This is a genomic window from Kitasatospora sp. NPDC059599, assembly GCF_042735125.1.
Classification (GTDB): Bacteria; Actinomycetota; Actinomycetes; order Streptomycetales; family Streptomycetaceae; genus Kitasatospora.
On record NZ_JBHWCL010000001.1, the window covers coordinates 25697 to 39952 of the forward strand.

The 14256-nt window shown below is 74.3% G+C and carries 13 protein-coding genes; 7 read left to right on the forward strand and 6 right to left on the reverse strand.

Annotation, left to right across the window (positions count from 1 at the left end; genetic code table 11):
* Positions 1 to 52: 52 nt before the first annotated feature.
* The gene (locus ACFV04_RS00120) at positions 53 to 1669 is read right to left on the reverse strand and encodes an ADP-ribosyltransferase domain-containing protein (RefSeq protein ID WP_380525725.1); all 1617 of its coding nucleotides are present in this window, start codon (positions 1667 to 1669) and stop codon (positions 53 to 55) included.
* Between the two features lie 254 nt (positions 1670 to 1923).
* Between ACFV04_RS00120 and ACFV04_RS00125 the strand changes: the two genes are divergently transcribed.
* The 4 genes from ACFV04_RS00125 to ACFV04_RS00140 all read left to right on the forward strand — a co-directional run bounded on the left by ACFV04_RS00125 (position 1924) and on the right by ACFV04_RS00140 (position 4827).
* Entirely contained in the window at positions 1924 to 2610 is a 687-nt protein-coding gene (locus tag ACFV04_RS00125) for a macro domain-containing protein (protein ID WP_380337375.1), read from the forward strand.
* 313 nt (positions 2611 to 2923) lie between these two features.
* Entirely contained in the window at positions 2924 to 3208 is a 285-nt protein-coding gene (locus ACFV04_RS00130) for a hypothetical protein (protein WP_380525727.1), read from the forward strand.
* A gap of 91 nt (positions 3209 to 3299) precedes the next feature.
* Positions 3300 to 3896 (forward strand): DUF1349 domain-containing protein, encoded by a 597-nt coding sequence (locus ACFV04_RS00135; protein ID WP_360251819.1) that lies wholly within the window; start codon positions 3300 to 3302, stop codon positions 3894 to 3896.
* 49 nt (positions 3897 to 3945) lie between these two features.
* Positions 3946 to 4827: an N-acetylglucosamine kinase gene (locus ACFV04_RS00140; protein WP_380525729.1), complete on the forward strand. Its 882-nt coding sequence runs from the start codon at positions 3946 to 3948 to the stop codon at positions 4825 to 4827.
* 74 nt (positions 4828 to 4901) lie between these two features.
* Here the strand turns inward: ACFV04_RS00140 and ACFV04_RS00145 are convergent, their stop codons facing one another.
* The gene (locus tag ACFV04_RS00145) at positions 4902 to 6230 is read right to left on the reverse strand and encodes an SUKH-4 family immunity protein (protein ID WP_380525731.1); all 1329 of its coding nucleotides are present in this window, start codon (positions 6228 to 6230) and stop codon (positions 4902 to 4904) included.
* A gap of 232 nt (positions 6231 to 6462) precedes the next feature.
* On the opposite strand from ACFV04_RS00145, the gene ACFV04_RS00150 reads away from it, so the two are divergent.
* Positions 6463 to 9279, forward strand: coding sequence for a penicillin acylase family protein (locus tag ACFV04_RS00150; protein WP_380525733.1), 2817 nt, complete (start codon positions 6463 to 6465; stop codon positions 9277 to 9279).
* A gap of 87 nt (positions 9280 to 9366) precedes the next feature.
* Positions 9367 to 9978 carry a hypothetical protein gene (locus tag ACFV04_RS00155; protein WP_380525735.1) on the forward strand — a complete coding sequence of 204 codons (612 nt, stop codon included), beginning with the start codon at positions 9367 to 9369 and terminating at the stop codon, positions 9976 to 9978.
* 38 nt (positions 9979 to 10016) lie between these two features.
* Here ACFV04_RS00155 and ACFV04_RS00160 read toward each other — a convergent pair whose 3' ends face one another.
* A complete protein-coding gene (locus tag ACFV04_RS00160; protein WP_380525736.1) occupies positions 10017 to 10340 on the reverse strand; it encodes a hypothetical protein in 324 nt (107 codons plus the stop codon).
* Positions 10341 to 10447: 107 nt separating this feature from the next.
* On the opposite strand from ACFV04_RS00160, the gene ACFV04_RS00165 reads away from it, so the two are divergent.
* Positions 10448 to 11665, forward strand: coding sequence for a pyridoxal-phosphate dependent enzyme (locus ACFV04_RS00165; protein WP_380525738.1), 1218 nt, complete (start codon positions 10448 to 10450; stop codon positions 11663 to 11665).
* Between the two features lie 145 nt (positions 11666 to 11810).
* Here the strand turns inward: ACFV04_RS00165 and ACFV04_RS00170 are convergent, their stop codons facing one another.
* From ACFV04_RS00170 to ACFV04_RS00180, 3 genes are read right to left on the reverse strand one after another with little or no spacing between them, the layout of a single operon-like run.
* A complete protein-coding gene (locus tag ACFV04_RS00170) occupies positions 11811 to 12893 on the reverse strand; it encodes a hypothetical protein (protein WP_380525740.1) in 1083 nt (360 codons plus the stop codon).
* On the reverse strand, positions 12890 to 13732 hold the full coding sequence (locus tag ACFV04_RS00175; protein ID WP_380337399.1) for an ABC transporter ATP-binding protein: 843 nt from the start codon (positions 13730 to 13732) through the stop codon (positions 12890 to 12892). The genes ACFV04_RS00170 and ACFV04_RS00175 overlap by 4 nt, the downstream gene beginning before the upstream one ends.
* On the reverse strand, positions 13729 to 14145 hold the full coding sequence (locus ACFV04_RS00180; protein ID WP_380337402.1) for a GntR family transcriptional regulator: 417 nt from the start codon (positions 14143 to 14145) through the stop codon (positions 13729 to 13731). The genes ACFV04_RS00175 and ACFV04_RS00180 overlap by 4 nt, the downstream gene beginning before the upstream one ends.
* Between the last annotated feature and the right edge of the window lie 111 nt (positions 14146 to 14256).

A 14256-nucleotide genomic window follows, 5' to 3' on the forward strand; every position in this document is an offset into this window, starting at 1 on the left:
CTGACTTGGTTATGCATTTGGGGTGACGAGGGGCGCGCCCGCCACACTCGGATCAGGACACCAGGGGTCCCTCCGCCAGCTCGGTCAGCGTCACGGTGCAGAGGCCACCGCGCTCCGTCCGCACGTCCGTGACCTCCAGCTGCGTGCCGGGCAGCAGGATGAACTCCTCCTCCCCGGTGAACGCCGAAAACCTCTGGATGCCCGCGGCCCTGGCGGGGCGCACCTCGAAGAGCGTCCGCTTGCCGCGGCTGCCGAGGAAGGCCTTCGCCACGCCCAGTTCGGACGTGCAGGAGGACACGCCCCACCACGTCACCGTCCGGCCGAGCGGATACTGCCGGCGCAGGTCCAGCGAGACCCCGCGCCAGAGCGGCTCGGTGCGGACGGGCAGCCGCGACACCGCCGCGAACAGCAGCCGCAGGTACGGCAGGTAGGGCACCAGCCGACCGCGGTCGGGCGAGCGCAGGACGGCGTTGATCTCCCGGTAGAACGCGGACTCGCAGGTGTACAGGTACAGCGCGGCGATCTCGTCGGCGGACAGGCCGGCGGCCGCCTCGTCCGCCCGCCGCTTGCCGAAGTCGTGCGACCGCTCGACGTGCCGGTCCAGGCCGCGCAGCACCTCGGCCACCGGTGCCGCCGCCTCCCGGAAGCCCATCAGCGGGGTGTCGAACACACCGGTGATGGCGGGCAGGACGAGGCCCTCGTCCTTGACGCTCGCGAGGCGGTCCAGATAGAGCTGGTGCAGCTCCATGGTGGAGGCGATGAAGGCGCCCATCCGCTCGGCGACGGCGCCGTCCGCCCCGCCGGCGGCGGCCTGCGCGTTCCACCCGGTGCTGGGCAGCCAGTCCACCTCCTCGGCGCCGACCGCGGCGAGCGCCGCGTTCACCGTCGCGAAGTGCTCGCCGTCGCAGAAGATGTCGCCCTGGGCCGCCGGGTTGGCGTGGTCGATGTGCCGGACCTCGACCTCCGGGTACTTCTCCTGCAGCCGCAGCACGACGTTCTTCAGGCTGCGGGCGTGCGCCCCCCACCACGCGAAGACCACGTAGCGGTCCTCCTGCGCGGCCTGCTGCTTGGCCCGGAGGATCTCCTCGACGATCCGCTCGGCGACCGGCCGCCAGAACGCGGTGTGCTGGTCCGGCCCCATCGCGCCGTCGCTGCTGGCGGTCAGCGCCGCGTTCAGCAGCAGCACGCCCTGGGTGAGCATCGCCTGGAACCACTCCGGCGGCTGGACGGTCTCCTGCTCCTTCAGCAGCGCCCGCACGTCGGCGATCGGCGTCTTCTTGGGGATGCCGTACTTCCACATCGCCGCCGCCTTGATGATGCAGCGGATGCTGACCACCCGGCCGAACTTGCTGTCCTTCCAGTCGTGGAAGGTGTTGTCGAACATCGCGATGCCGGTGGCGCTCTCCGGCCGCGGGTACGGGTTCTGGCCGAAGACCACGACCTTCCACTTGTGCGGCGCGTGCGGCTTGAGCGCCTGGAAGGTCAGCTCGCGGACCGGGACGACGTCCGGGCCGCGGCCGGGGCCGATGAACGAGGCCGCGTCGGGCCGCGCCTGGATGACAGGCTTCAGCAGCGGGAGCCACGGCTCGCCGCCGCCCGCGAACAGCTCGGCGAGGGCGAGCGGGTCGTTCGGGTCGGGCTGGGTGGCGGAGGTGTCGACAGCGCTCATGGTGGTGCCCTAGGAGTGTGAGGCGGCCCGACTGGTCAGGACCGTGCGGTTGGCAGACGATGGACGGGCGGGGGGAGAATGACGGTCCGTCAGCTCCCCCCGCGGACACCACAGTCCTACCAGCGGGGACCGACAATCCGGCCCGCCCGGCCGGCGGCCCGACGGCCGGGCGCGGGAACGGACGGTTTGTCAGTGGCGGGCGCTAGCGTCATCGACGTCAGCAGGAACCGCACCCCACCGACAGGAGCCCCAGCATGACCACGAACCGCGCGCAGTCGCCGCTCAAGGTGGTGTTGACCGACCTCAACGCGACGGTGGTCGAGTCCTGGCGGGCCGCCTTCGCCGACACCCCGGGGGTCGAGGTCCGGCACGCGTCCCTGCTCACCACCGAGGCCGACGCCTGGGTCAGCCCCACCAACTCCCGCGGCCGGATGGACGGCGGGACGGACGCCGCGATCAAGCGCCACCTGGGCGCGGGCATCCAGCTGCGGGTGCAGAAGGCGATCCGCGAGCGGCACGCCGGCTCGCTCCCGGTCGGCAGCGCGGTCTGCGTCCCCTCCGGGGCCGTCAACCCGCGGTTCCTGATATCGGCCCCGACGATGCGGACCTCCTCGCAGAACGTGAGCGAGACGCTGAACGTCGCACTGGCCTGCGCCGCCGCCTTCCAGGCGGTCCACCACCAGAACCGGCTGGAGCCGGGCTCCATCCGGTCGGTCGCCCTGGTCGGCATGGGCGCCCAGACCGGCCGGGTGCCGGCCCGGGTCTGCGCCAACCTGATGTGGACGGGCTACACCCTGTTCAACGACCACCACTTCGAGGACGACGACGACCTGCGCGCCACCATCCTGGCCCAGCTGGACGACATCGAGCGGGCGCCGGCCACCGAGCGGGTTCGCATCTCGCCGCCCGCACGGCGCGGCACCTCCCCCCGGAGGGCCTGACGACGACCCCGGAGCACACCCCGGCCCCACGCCCCGGACCGCATCCTGGCCCCACAGCCCTGACCAGCCACCTCAGCCGTCCACCTCAGCCGTCCACTTCGGGGTCCGCGCATCCGACTCGGCCACGGAAGCGGCGAGTTCAAGGAATCCCACGAGCGCTTCGGCACCCAGCACCACGAACGCCCGCCCCGGCTCGGCCGGGTTGCGCACGCCCTCCGGGCAGCCGCGCGCACAACCGCACGGCTCGTCCACCGCCCCGCCCGCTGTCCGCCGCCTTCGACTTCACCGGGGCGCCGCCGTACGCGAGCAGGTCATGGCCTCGCTCGGCGAGCACGGCCGCCCGGCGCTGGTCGACCTCACCGACAAGCCGCCGACCGCCACCAACGGCACCCCGGACAGCTACCTGCGCCGGCAGAGCCGCGGCCACGACGGCTCCGACGGACCCGATGTGGTGGACCTGCTCGGCCTCGTCCGCGGCGGCCGGCTGGACTTCTCCCGCTCGGTCAGCGGCGCGCTCCCGCCGGCCGGGGCGGCCCGCACGGCCGAGGCGCCGGAGCGCAAGGAGAGCAGCCCGATCCGGCTCGCGCCGAAGCCCTGACAAACCTCACCAAGCCCACCCGGGCGGGTGTTGAATGGACCTTTCTGAAAATTTGCAGCCATCGGCTGGCAGACCGGAAGGAAGGCCTCCCATGCACCCGCCCCGCGACATCGCCTGGCACGAGGGCAGCTGGCTCAACCAGCCCGAGCGCGCCCGGACCGACGGCACCGACCTCCTGGTCACCGCCCGCGGCCGCAGCGACTTCTGGCGCACCACCAGCTACGGCTTCGTCCGGGACGACGGGCACGCGCTGCTCACCGGATTCCCGCCGGGCAGCGCGACCGAGGTCTCCTTCGTCGCCGACTTCGCCGCCCTCTACGACCAGGCGGGCCTGCTGGTCCGGGTCGACCCGCAGACCTGGATCAAGGCCGGGGTCGAGATGAGCGACGGCCTCCCGCACCTGGGCGCGGTCGTCACCCGCGGCGTCTCCGACTGGTCGCTGGCCCCCGTACCCGAGTGGCACGGGAGAGAGGTCACCGTCAGAGCCAGCCGCAGCGGGGACGCCGTGACGGTCCGCGCCCGCTGCGACGACGGCCCCTGGCGCCTGGTCCGGCTGGCGCCGCTGCCGCCCGCGGTGGCCGCGGCGGCCGGACCGTTCTGCGCCTCCCCCGAGCGGGACGGCCTCCAGGTCCGCTTCACCCGGTTCGCCCAGGGACCGGCGGACCTGACGCTGCACCCGGCGGGCTGACCGCCGATCGGTTCCCCGACCAGCCCCTCCTCCCACCGGAGCCGCCCCCATGACCACCTTGCACCTCGGCGTCGACGCGGGTGGCAGCCACACCCGCGCCGTCCTCCTCGACCCCGCCGGCGCCCTGCTCGGCCGGGGCGGGGGCGGCGGGGCCAATCCGGCCGGGCAGGACCCGGCCGACACCCTCGGGCACCTGGCCGCCGCGGTGTCGGCCGCGCTCGGGCCCCGCGACCCGGCCCGGGTCGCGGCCTGTCTGATCGGCCTCGCCGGGTACCGCGCGCTGCCCGACCCGGACGGCTTCGCCCGCCGGGCCCGCGCCGCGCTCGGCCTCCACTGCCCGGTCCGGCTCGTCCCGGACACCGTCCCCGCCCTGGCCGCCGGCGGTGTCGCCGACGGCCGGGGCACCGTCCTGATCGCCGGGACCGGCACCATCTGCGTCCGCCTCGACGGCACCCGCACGCTCGCGCGCGGCGGCGGGCTCGGCTGGCTGCTCGGCGACGAGGGCGGCGGGTTCTGGCTCGGCCGGGAGGCGGTGCGGGTCGCCCACGCCGACCCGGACGGCCCGCTCGGCACCGCCGTCCGCGCCCACTGCGGCGCCGACACCCCCGACCGGCTGCTGCGGTGGGCCTACGGCGGCCCGCCGCGCCGCCTCGCCGACCTCGCTCCGCTGGTCACCGGGCTGGCCGGCGACGGGGACGCCACCGCCCTCGTCATCGCCCGCACCGCCGCCGACCACCTGGCCGCACTGGCCCGCGCCACCGCCGTGCCCGCCGAACCGCTCGTCCTCGCGGGCTCGGTGGCCACCTCCCCCGGCCCGGTCCGGGAGCACCTCCTGCACCGTCTCGCCGACCTCGCCCCCCGCCTGCCGGCCACGGACGCGGCCACCGCGGCCGCCCTGCTCGCCGGACGCCCCGCCCGCCGAACCCCCTGACCGCCCGCCTGCCTGCCCACCTGCCTGCCCACCTGCCCACCTACCCACCTGCCCGCCTGCCTGACCGCCCGCCGCTACTCCAGCAGACCCCCCATGTGACCGTCGTCGGCCAGGATCGGCCAGAAGTGGGTGCCGGACGCGAAGGCCTCCGGATCCAGTGCCCGCAGCGCCTCCTGCGCCGCACTGTCCAGCAGCCGGCACGGATCGAAGGCCTCCCAGGGCACCGGAGCGGATCGGCGCAGCGCGTCGCGCCGGTCCGCGCGCAGGCGCTCGTACGCCCAGAGCACGTGGAGCAGCGCCGAGACGTCGCGGTGCAGGTAGGCGGCGGGCTCGCCGTCGTCGAACCACGGCGGGAGCTCCAGGCGGCCGGTGGCGCCGTCCAGCGCGACGGTGAAGTCGTACGTCCAGTCCGCCAGGGCGAGGAACCCGGCCTGGTAGTAACGGCTGTCCTCCTCCTCGTCCTCGGGCTCGAAGGCGTCCGGGAGGGTCTGCGCCATCGTCAGCAGCGGCCCCTCCGGGTCGATCCGGAACGTCCCCCGGTCGGAGAGCGGCAGGCCGAGCCCGGTGAGCAGCCGGCGGGTCGGGGCGTGGCCGAGCACCGCCGGCAGTTCGTCCTCCCGGAAGCGCCGGACGGTACCGCCGGTGAGCGCCGCGAGTTCCTCCACCAGGGACGCGTCGAGGGCGTACCGCAGGTCGTCCGGCCCGCCGGGCAGCGCTCCCCAGGCGAGCGCCCGGATCCGCACCGCCGTCTCCCAGTGCGCCGGCCGGTCGTCCGTGCGCCGGAACAGCTCCGGATCGACGGCCCGCATCCGGTCCAGGGAGACCCTGGTGACCTCGGCGACCGTCCCCGGTCCGCGCGGCTCGAACTCCTCGCCCTCCTCGGGCTCGTACGGCTCGGCGGCGCCGGCCGTGACGGCCTCCACCTCGATCATCAGGGCGACCAGGGTGTCCAGGCTGCCGGCGAGCAGGTCCCGGCGCAGGCCTCCTGAGTCGTCCCCGCAGGCCAGGTACACCTCACCGGAGGCCCCGTCGAGCAGCACGTCGGCGAGGGCGTGCCCGGACGAGCCGCGGTAGTCCGCCTCGCCCAGCACGACCAGGCCCCCGGCGTCCTCGTCCCGGAGCCCGTCGTACCAGGTCGCGGCGGTCCGCAACGGCTCGTACCAGGACGCCTCCAGGTTCAGGTGCGCGAAGGCGCGGGGCAGGCCACCGGCGGCCAGCCGCTCGCGGCTCGGTCCGTGGGTGAGCCCGGCGGGCAGCTCCCTGGGCCCGAAGCCCTCCGGCGCCCTGACGTGCTCACCCGCTTCCGGCGCCCTGACGTGCTCACCCGCTTCCGCCGCCCCGCCCTCGTCACCCGCCCCGGCCACGGCCTCCACCGCCCCGCCCCGCTCCCGACCCGTGTCCATGCCTGCGCGCCCCCGTTCACTTCCTGTCCTGCCGACCGGCGAACGATCCCGTTCCCGGACCCGCCCGACCCTAGCCGACACCGCCGACGACCGGCCCGAACGCCCGCACCACCCCCACCGCCGCCCCGTCAACTCCCCAGCGCACCGATGAAAATGGCATGCACGCCACTAGCCAACCGGCCAGTAGCGCCCCTACCGTCGACTCCCCGTGGCTTCGACGGAGGAGTCCGCCTTGCGCCTACGCCCCCACCCCCTCCGACACCCCCTCCGATCCGGGGCGGCCGCCGCCCTCGCGTCGGCCCTGCTCGTCACCGCCGCCCTCACCACCACCCCCACCGCGGCCGCCGCCCCCACCGCGCCGAGCGCCACCGCCGGCGACTACTGCGGCGGCCACTGCGCCGACATCCTGCCGCCCGGCGAGAACGGCAACGCCACCCTCGCCGACATCCTGCTCAACCGGATGTTCGGCACCCGCCCCGCCCACACCGACGACCAGCTCGGCCCCTACGCCGGGCTCGCCGCCGGCTACCCCGGCCTCACCGAGGCCAAGCTGCGCGACTTCTTCAACGACGCCTCCTTCGGCGTCCCCGCCGACCAGGTCGCCGTCACCACCAGCCCCCGCTCCGACGTCACCATCGTGCGCGACAAGGCCACCGGCGTCCCGCACATCACCGGCACCACCCGCTACGGCACCGAGTTCGGCGCGGGCTACGCCGCCGCCCAGGACCGGCTCTGGGTGATGGACCTCTTCCGCCACGTCGGCCGCGGCCAGCTGTCCGGCTTCGCGGGCGGCGCCGCCGCCAACCGGCAGCTGGAGCAGAGCTTCTGGCAGGCCGCGCCGTACACCGAGGCGGAGCTGCAGCAGCAGATCGACGCCATCGCCGCCCGCGGCGGCCGGGCCACCCAGGCCCTCTCCGACGCCTCCGCCTACCTCGACGGCATCAACCGGTACGCCAAGGAGTCCTACGACGCCCGGACGTTCCCCGGCGAGTACGACCTGACCGGGCACATCGACCCGATCACCAACGCCGGGTCGATCGAGCCGTTCAAGCTGACCGACCTGGTCGCGCTCGCCTCCGTGGTCGGCGCCCTGTTCGGCTCCGGCGGCGGCAACGAACTGGCCTCCGCCCAGGTCAAGTCGAGCGCCGAGGCCCGCTACGGCAAGGACGCCGGCGACGCGCTGTGGAAGTCGCTGCGCGAGGCCGACGACCCCGAGGCCGTCCGGACCCTGCACGACGGGCAGAGCTTCCCGTACGCCACGGTGCCCGACCAGCCGCAGGGGGAGGCCCTGCCCGACCCCGGCTCGGTGGTGCCCGAGCGGATGGTCTACGACGCCACCGGCTCGGCGAACACGGCCACCACCGAGGCGGACGGCGTGCTCCCCGGCAACCTGCTCACCGCCAAGCACGGCATGTCCAACGCCCTGCTGGTGTCCGGCGCGCACACCGACGACGGCCACCCGGTGGCCGTGTTCGGCCCGCAGACCGGCTACTTCGCCCCGCAGCTGCTGATGCTGGAGGAGATCCAGGGCCCCGGGATCAGCGCGCGCGGCGCCGCCTTCGCCGGCCTGAGCTTCTACGTGCAGCTCGGCCGCGGCCAGGACTACGCCTGGAGCGCCACCTCCGCCGGACAGGACATCACCGACAGCTACGCCGTCCCGCTCTGCACCACGGACGGATCGCCGGTCACCACCGCCGCCGACTCCTACCTGTGGCACGGCCAGTGCCTGCCCTTCGACCGCCTGGAACGCAAGGACGCGTGGAACCCCACCACCGCCGACTCCACCGCGGCCGGCTCCTACACCCTGGTGATGTACCGGTCCAGGTACGGCCTGGTCACCGCCCGCGGCACGGTCGGCGGCGCACCCGTCGCCTTCACCGCGCTGCGCTCCACGTACCGCCACGAGGCCGACTCCATCATCGGCTTCCAGGAGCTCAACGACCCCGGCGCGGTCCACGACGCGGCGAGCTTCCAACGGGCCGCGCAGGACATCGACTACACCTTCAACTGGTTCTACGCCGACTCCCGCGACATCGCGTACTACAACTCCGGCAGCAACCCGGTGCGCGCCCCGGGGGTCGACGCCGGACTGCCCGTACTGGCCCTGCCCGCCTACGAGTGGGCGGACTTCGACCCCGCCACCAACACCGCCCGGTACACCCCGGCGGCCGAACACCCGCAGTCCGTCGACCAGGACTACTACGTCTCCTGGAACAACAAGCAGGCGAACGGCTACACCGCGGCCGGCTTCGGCAACGGCTCGGTGCACCGCGCGAACCTGCTCGACGACCGGGTGAAGGCACTGCTGCAGGGCGGCGGCAAGGTCAGCCGGGTCTCGCTCACCCAGGCCATGGAGGGCGCCGCCCTGGCCGACCTCCGGGCCGAGGACGTCCTGCCCGACCTGATCCGGGTGCTGCGCAGCGCGCCGGTCACGGACCCGGCCGCCCTCACCGCCCTGCAGCAGCTGGAGGCCTGGCTCGCCGACGGCGCCCAGCGGAAGGAGACCTCGCCCGGCAGCCACGCCTACGCGGACGCGACCGCGATCCGGGTGATGGACGCCTGGTGGCCGCTGGCCGCCGAGGGCGTGATGCGGCCGGGCCTCGGCGACGGGCTGTTCGGCGCCCTGACCGGCGCCCTGCAGATCAACGAGTCGCCCTCCGGCGGGCAGACCGGCCCCGGCGGCGGGCCGGTGAGCGCCAACGAGGGCATCCCGCACAAGGGTTCGTCCTTCCAGTACGGCTGGTGGAGCTACCTGGACAAGGACCTGCGGTCCGTCCTCGGCGACCAGGTCAGGGGCCCGCTGGCCCGCCCGTTCTGCGGCGGGGGCGACCTCACCGCCTGCCGGGGCGTCCTGCTGGACACCCTCAAGCGCGCGGCCGCGCAGACCGCCGCCCAGGTCTACCCGGGCGACGCCGACTGCCCGGCCGGCGACCAGTGGTGCGCCGACACGATCATCCAGCGCCCGCTGGGCGGCGTGACGGACATCAAGACCACCTGGCAGAACCGGCCGACCTACCAGCAGGTGGTGCAGTTCCCCGGCCACCGCTGAGTCATCACCGATCCGTCACCGGACCGGCGCTCGAACCACCCGGCGGCCCCCGTCGCACTGTCGGCGGGGGCTGCCATCATGGCCCGCATGAACATGGAGACGCTGCTCCGCGACCTCGCGGACGAGCACATCGACGAATTCCTCGGCGAGCGCCCGGAGGAGTTCCACCGCGCCGGCGACCTGACCGTCACCTCGGCCCTGGTCTTCAGCAGCCACGACGCGTCGGAGTGGTCCGCCTGCGACGAGGTGCCCGCCGGCACCCACCCCGTGCACATAGGCGTGGTCCGCCGACCGGACACCGGAAGCGGGCGGGAGTCGGTCCGCGTCACCATGGCGCTGATCCCGTTCGCCGACCCCGAGGCGATCGCCGGGGCCGAGTTCGAGGACGTGGTCGAGGACCACCAGCCGCTCGGCCCCGACCTCGGCTTCCTCTGGGACGGCACCGCGATGGACGCCCTGCGCTTCGACGGCCCGCGCCCGGACGCCTTCCCGGACCTCGACGCCTTCGTGGCGCACGTGGAGGCCGAACTGGCCACCGCCGACCCGACCGGCCGGATGCCCGCCTGGGCGGACGTCACCGTGGACGCGCGCACCGGCGTCAACGTCCTGGCCTTCCCGGTCAGCGCCGAGTCGGCGGGCTGCTACGAGGGCCGCGACGCCGACGGCCGCCTGGTCGCCCTGCTGTTCACCGCCTCGTGACCCGCTCGTTCACCACCGGGTGACCACAGCCCGCCGGGTCAGGGCGTCTTCGCCGGCCCGGCGGGCTTCACTCCGGCGCTCACCTGCCGCTCGTCGTTCCGCAGGTGACCGGCCTGCTCGCGCAACCGCTTTCCGGCCCAGAGGTACACCTTGCGGGTGTCGGGCGTGTCGATCCGGTCCACGAGCCCCTCCGCCAACTCCCCTGCGGCATCGACCAACCCCGCGAGGGCGGCCAGCAGCGCGGCCTCCTCGGTCTCCGCGACGCGGTCCCGGTTCTCCCGGACCTTCGGGAGGGCGTTCTCCCGCAGTTGCCGCTGCGCCTCGCCGACCGCCTCGACCATCGCCCGCACGCCGCTGTCCATCGCTCCCCCGGTTCCGTCCGATCTCCGCCGACCCTGTGAGTGTGCCCAGGCGCACGGGAATCACAAACCCCACCCGGTAGCACCTGAAACGCCATTAGGCTGCTTACATGGCAACCGCAGACTCCCTCGCAACCGGCCAGCGCTCCCTCGGCGACCCCGGCCTCGACTACCCGCTCTGGCCCCCGCTCACCGCGGGCTGCCCGCGCACCGGCACCGAGGACGTCGCCTACCCCGTCGAGGTCGACTACGCCTACGACAAGGTCGACCCGACCGGCCTCTTCGCCCCCGCCCCGACGCGCGGCGGCCTGGAGCGCTGGGCACCGCTGCTGCCGCCGCTGCTCGCGCCGGGCCTGGGCGAGGGCGCCACGCCGCTGGTCGAGATCGAGCCCGGGGTGTACGTCAAGGACGAGTCGCGCAACCCCACCTGGAGCCACAAGGACCGGCTGAACCGGTGCACCACGAGCGCCGCCGTGGGCGTCGGCGCCCCCGGCATCGCGGTCGCCTCCTCCGGCAACCACGGCGCCTCGGCCGCCGCCTACGCCGCCCGCGCCGGGCTGCCCTGCGTCGTGTTCACCGGCCCCGACGTCCCGCCGAACGTCGACGCCTTCCTCAACGCCTACGGCGCGGTGGTGCTCCCGGTGCCGTGGGAGGCCCGCTGGCCGCTGCTGCGGCAGGTGGTCGACCGGCTCGGTCTGCACCCGGTCAGCAATCTGACCACCACCCACACCGGGCACGCGTTCGGCCCCGAGGGCTACAAGACCGTCGCGTACGAGATCTTCCAGGACGTCGGCGTGCCGAGCGCGGTGTTCGTCCCCACCGGGTACGGCGAACTGCTCTTCGGTGTCTGGAAGGGATTCGCCGAACTGCGCCGCCTGGGCCTGACCGACCGGGTGCCGCGCGTCCACTCCTGCGAGGTGGCGGCCTCCGGTCCGCTGGCCAGGGCGATCGAACAGGGCCTGCCCGCCGCCCACGTGACGGTCGGCCCGAGCGACGCCTACTCGATCGCCTCCCCGGTGAGCGGCTACCGCGGGGTGGTCGCGGTCCGGGAGAGCGGCGGCCGGGCGCTCACGGTGGACGACCACCGCCTGGCGGACGCCCAGCGCGAGCTGGCCCGCGCCGGCCTGTGGACCGAGCTGTCCGCGGCGGCCGGCCTGGCCGGGCTGCGCAGCCTCGGCGAGCCCGACCTGTCGGACGGCCCGGTGGTGTGCCTGTCGACCTCCACCGGCTTCAAGGACCTCGGGGTCGGCACCCGGCGGACCGAGCCGGTCACCCCGGAGTGGGACGCCGTCCTCCGCCGCTTGCGGGCCGCCGGCCTCTCGGACTAGCCGACGCCCCGGCCCCTCGGAACGGGCTGCCCACCGCGCACCCGAGCGGGTGCCCGGCACCCGGATGGGCGCCCGGCGGCCGGGCGGGTGACGGTCTGCCGCCCAGCCCACCCCGCCCCGCTACACCGTGGTCCGCCCCGCCGCGCTACACGGTGGTCCGGGCTCGGCGCACCAGCCACCAGGTCACGGCCAGGGACACCGCGAACAGCCCGAGGTTCAGCCCGTTCTCGATCAGGTGGAAGGTGCCCAGCCGACTCGCCGGCTGCAGGCTCTGCCGGATCCCGGTCAGCCCGTGCTGCTGCAGGCAGGAGGTGAAGGCGGCGGCCCGCCCGTCGGGGATGTTTCCGCACCACTGCCCCATCACCTCGTTGTACGGGTGGAGGGCCCCGGCGGCGTCGACGAACGGCGCCTTGCCGCCGTCCAGGACCAGGTCGTTGGCGACCGCGGCGAACGGGTCGGCGCCCTCGCCGCGCTCCGCGGCGAGCGAGATCGTCCGGGTCACCGGGTCCATCAGGTGCGGCCGCAGCTGCTCCATCAGCGTCGTGCGCCCGGCGAAGGCCCCGAGCACCACCACGAACGCGGGCAGCAGCCGGCGCAGCGCCGCCCCCGTCGCCACCCCGAACATCCCCCAGGCGAGGGCGAGCGTGAGCGGCATCCAGCCGCCGGCCTGGAAGAGCGTGCCCTCGAACAGGCTGCGCCGGGCGCCGAGGTGGACGAGCCCGGCGACGTGCAGGCACTCGGCGGAGAGCGCGGCGGCCAGCCCGCCGACGACGGTGCCGAGCACCGCGAGCTTGCCGAACAGCCAGCGCCGCGGGCTGACGTCCTGGGACCAGGCGAGCAGCAGGGTGCGCTGCTCGTACTCCCTGGCCAGCAGCGGCACCCCGATGAACATGCCGAGCATCGCGGGCAGGAAGACCACGAGGTTCAGTTGGTAGCCGGCGATGTCGGTGGCGTGGCCGATCCGGGCGAGCCGGTCCTCGGCGACGGCCCGGGAGCAGTCCGGCCCGTGGCAGAGGTCGAGCGCGCTCTGCAGGTCGGCCGCGTTGACGGCCATCCAGATCAGGATGGCGGCGGTGAGGAGGGCGCCGCCGATCAGCTGCCAGCGGTGCTGGCGCCAGGTGAGCCAGAGGACGCCGCGCCACAGGTTCCCCCCGGCGGCGGGCACGGACCGGGTGGCGGCGGGCGGCGGTGTGGCGGCGGGCGGCGGGGTGGTGGCCGGGGCGCTCACAGTCCGGTCTCCCCGAGCGAGGTCCTGAGGTAGCCGAGCACGATGTCCTCCAGCGTGACGGGGTGGCCGCTCCAGCCCTGGGCGTCCAGCGGGGTGGCCGCGCCGAGCAGGGTGCGCACCACGAAGGTGGACTGCCGGGCGGTGTGGTTCTCGTGGACGACCTGCCCCTCGACGGGCGGTCGGTCGCTGCGCGGCCCGGTCAGTCGCACGTGCTGGGCGAGGAGGTCCTCGACGTCGCCGTCCAGGATGTTGCGGCCGTGCGAGAGCAGCAGTAAGTGGTCGCCCACGCCGGCGAGTTCGGCCACGACGTGGGTGGACAGCAGGACCGTCATCCCGGTCTCGGCGACTTCGGCGAGCAGTTCGCCGGTGACGGCCTTGCGGGCGACCGGGTCGAGGTTGGACAGCGGTTCGTCCAGCAGGAGCAGCGACGGGCAGGCGCCGAGCGCGACCGCGAGCGCGACCTGCGCCTGCTGTCCGCCGGAGAGCTTGTCGCAGCGCCGGTCCAGCGGGACGGCGAACCGCGCCAGCCAGGCGAGTGCGCGGGCCTGGTCCCACACGAGGTTGGTGTGGCGACCGAAGTTCAGCATGTCGGCCACGCTGAAGTCGCGGTAGAGCGGCTTGTCCTGGGAGAGCAGGACCACCCGGCCGTCCGTTCGGTACTCACCGGCGGTGGGTCTGAGCATGCCGCCGGCGATGCCCAGCAGGGTGGACTTGCCCGCGCCGTTCGCGCCGACCAGCGCGACCACGCCACCGGCCGGGATGGTGAAACTGCAGTCGTCCAGGGCGGTCACGCCGCGGTACCGCTTGGTCAGCCCGCGCGCCTCCAGGGCGGCGCTCACGCCCCGGCCCCCTGGCGCGTGTCGCGCTCGGAGGCGGCCGGCTCTGCGGCGAGCACGGCGGTGACCAGGGCCTTGACGTCCTCGTCCTCCAGTCCGGCCTCGCGGGCGTCGGAGACCCAGCGGGCGAGTCCGGTGCGCAGCCGCGCCATGTCGTGCGGTTCGACGGCGCCGAGCGAGCCGGTGACGAAGGTGCCGGAGCCCTGCCGGGCCTCGACCAGCCCGCCGTGTTCCAGCTCCCGGTAGGCCTTGAGCACGGTGTTGGCGTTGACGGTGCACGAGACGACGACGTCCCGGACGGCGGGCAGGCGGTCGCCGGGCTTCAGCAGTCCCAGCCTGAGCGCTTCCCGTACCTGCTGCACGAGTTGGGCGTAGGCGGGGAGGCTGTCCGTCCGGTCCACATGGAATTCGATCACGGGGCGTCTCCTCGGTCGTTGAGGCCTGCCCCTGAATTGTTATGGTCTAGTAGAACACTAGTCAACCACTACACCGAAACAGTCGCCGAAGTGCTCACGCGAATCCGGGCC

Excerpts from the sequence above, each read along its gene's own strand:
- ACFV04_RS00120 (WP_380525725.1), bottom strand. The coding sequence starts at position 1,669 with ATGAGCGCTGTCGACACCTCCGCCACCCAGCCCGACCCGAACGACCCG.
- ACFV04_RS00125 (WP_380337375.1), top strand. The coding sequence starts at position 1,924 with ATGACCACGAACCGCGCGCAGTCGCCGCTCAAGGTGGTGTTGACCGAC.
- ACFV04_RS00160 (WP_380525736.1), bottom strand. The coding sequence starts at position 10,340 with ATGGACAGCGGCGTGCGGGCGATGGTCGAGGCGGTCGGCGAGGCGCAG.
- ACFV04_RS00145 (WP_380525731.1), bottom strand. The coding sequence starts at position 6,230 with ATGGACACGGGTCGGGAGCGGGGCGGGGCGGTGGAGGCCGTGGCCGGG.
- ACFV04_RS00155 (WP_380525735.1), top strand. The coding sequence starts at position 9,367 with ATGAACATGGAGACGCTGCTCCGCGACCTCGCGGACGAGCACATCGAC.
- ACFV04_RS00140 (WP_380525729.1), top strand. The coding sequence starts at position 3,946 with ATGACCACCTTGCACCTCGGCGTCGACGCGGGTGGCAGCCACACCCGC.
- ACFV04_RS00165 (WP_380525738.1), top strand. The coding sequence starts at position 10,448 with ATGGCAACCGCAGACTCCCTCGCAACCGGCCAGCGCTCCCTCGGCGAC.
- ACFV04_RS00135 (WP_360251819.1), top strand. The coding sequence starts at position 3,300 with ATGCACCCGCCCCGCGACATCGCCTGGCACGAGGGCAGCTGGCTCAAC.
- ACFV04_RS00130 (WP_380525727.1), top strand. The coding sequence starts at position 2,924 with ATGGCCTCGCTCGGCGAGCACGGCCGCCCGGCGCTGGTCGACCTCACC.